This window comes from Ornithinibacter sp., assembly GCF_035443565.1.
GTDB lineage: Bacteria > Actinomycetota > Actinomycetes > Actinomycetales > Dermatophilaceae > Fodinibacter.
Window position 1 is genome coordinate 1 of record NZ_DAORSO010000285.1, and the last position, 1,914, is coordinate 1,914.

Annotated in this window: 1 protein-coding gene; it reads left to right on the top strand. The window is 70.1% G+C overall.

Going from position 1 to position 1,914, the window contains the following annotated elements; all coding sequences use genetic code 11:
- Window positions 1-1,800, top strand: a 1,800-nt coding sequence (locus PLL68_RS14500; RefSeq protein WP_324535294.1) for an MMPL family transporter, incomplete at its 5' end; no start/stop codon positions are given.
- Window positions 1,801-1,914 lie beyond the last annotated feature (114 nt).

Sequence of the window (1,914 nt, forward strand, 5' to 3'; positions counted from 1 at the left end):
CTGCTCAGCGTGCCGCTCGACGGGGTCACCGGCACGGCGGCCAGCGGTGAGACGTCAGCCCTGGTCGAGGGGGCGGATGCCCTGCGGGCGAGCATCGATGAGACCCTGGTCCCCGCCGGATTGTCGGCCAACGTCGGAGGGCCGGGTGGCCTCATCGCCGACTTCGCCGAAGCGTTCGCCGGCATCGACGGCATCCTGCTCGCCGTGGCCCTCAGCGTGGTGCTCGTCATCCTGCTCATCGTCTACCGCAGCCCGATCCTGCCGTTCGCCGTGCTGCTGAGCGCCGTGTTCGGGTTGAGCGCCGCGTCGTTGGTCGTCTACCAGCTCGCGGTCAACGACGTCATCACGCTGTCGGGGCAGTCGCAGGGCATCCTGTTCATCCTCGTCGTGGGGGCCGCGACCGACTACGCGCTGCTCCTCGTCAGCCGCTTCAAGGAGGCCCTGCACGACGAGGCCAGTTCCTGGGTCGCCCTCAAGCGGGCCTGGTTCGGAGCGGTCGAACCGATCGTCGCCTCGGCCGCCACGGTGATCCTCGGTCTGCTCTGCCTGCTGCTCGCCGAGCTGCGCAGCACGTCGGGGCTCGGGCCGGTCGGTGCGCTGGGGATCGCCGGCGCCATGCTCGCCTCATTGACCTTCCTGCCCGCCGTGCTGCTGCTCTTCGGCCGCAAGGTCTTCTGGCCGTTCGTGCCCAAGCTCGACCACGTGCACGCCGAGGACGTCGTCGGCACCCGGGGGGTCTGGGGCCGGGTGGCCGATCTGGTCGGGAAGCACCCGCGGCGCACGTGGGTGCTCACGCTGGCCGCGCTGCTCGCGGCGGCGGCCTTTGCCCCGACTTTCACGGCGAGCGGGTCAACCATCGAGGAGACCTTCCTCGACGACACCGACGCGATCGTCGCGCAGCGGGTCATCGGCGAACACTTCCCGGCAGGCTCGGCCACCCCGGTGCAGGTCGTCGTGCCGCAGGCCGATGCCGAGGCCGCGCTCGCGGTGGTCACCGCCGATGACGGGGTCGAGAGCGCGTTCATCGGGATGGTCCCGCCGATGCCGGGGGCACCCGCCGTTCCGCCCCCGGTCGTCGACGGGACCGTCCTCATCCAGGCGACGACCACGGCGGCCTCGGACACCGCGGACGCACGCGACACCGTGGAGCGACTGCGCTCCGACCTCGACGAGGTGTCGAGCCAGGCGCTCGTCGGTGGCAACGCCGCCACGAACCTCGACGTCCTCGACGCGAGCGCCCGTGACCTCAAGGTGCTCGTGCCGACGATCCTCCTCGTCATCTTCCTCGTCCTGTCCCTGCTGCTGCGCTCCATCGTCGCGCCGCTGCTGCTCGTCGCGGCCAACCTCGTCTCCTTCGCGGCGACCATCGGTATCGCCGCCCTGGTCTTCGAGCACGGCTTCGGCTTCACGGGGGGAGACCCCGCGATCCCGCTCTACGGGTTCGTGTTCCTCGTGGCGCTCGGCATCGACTACTCGATCTTCCTCATGACCCGCGTCCGTGAGGAGGCCACGGTCAGGGGGACGCGACCCGGCATCCTCGTCGGCCTCGCCGTGACGGGAGGCGTGATCACGAGCGCTGGCATCGTGCTGGCGGCGACGTTCTCGGCCCTGGCCGTGCTGCCGCTCGTCTTCCTCGTGCAGATCGCGTTCATCGTCGCCTTCGGCGTGCTGCTCGACACCTTCGTCGTCCGTTCCCTGCTGGTGCCTGCCGCGGCCTACGACCTCGGCCCGCCGGTCTGGTGGCCGAAGTTCCTGAGAGCCGATCTCAGGAAGGACGAGGAACTTTCGCCAATCCGCTGACAGCGGTGGTGATCGAGAGGATCGTGACGGGGCGTGAGGTAGCTCACAGCCCGACGTAGGGCCGGGTTGGGGCGAGGTGGCCTCACTGGAGGACGTCATGCGCGCTCGTCGATC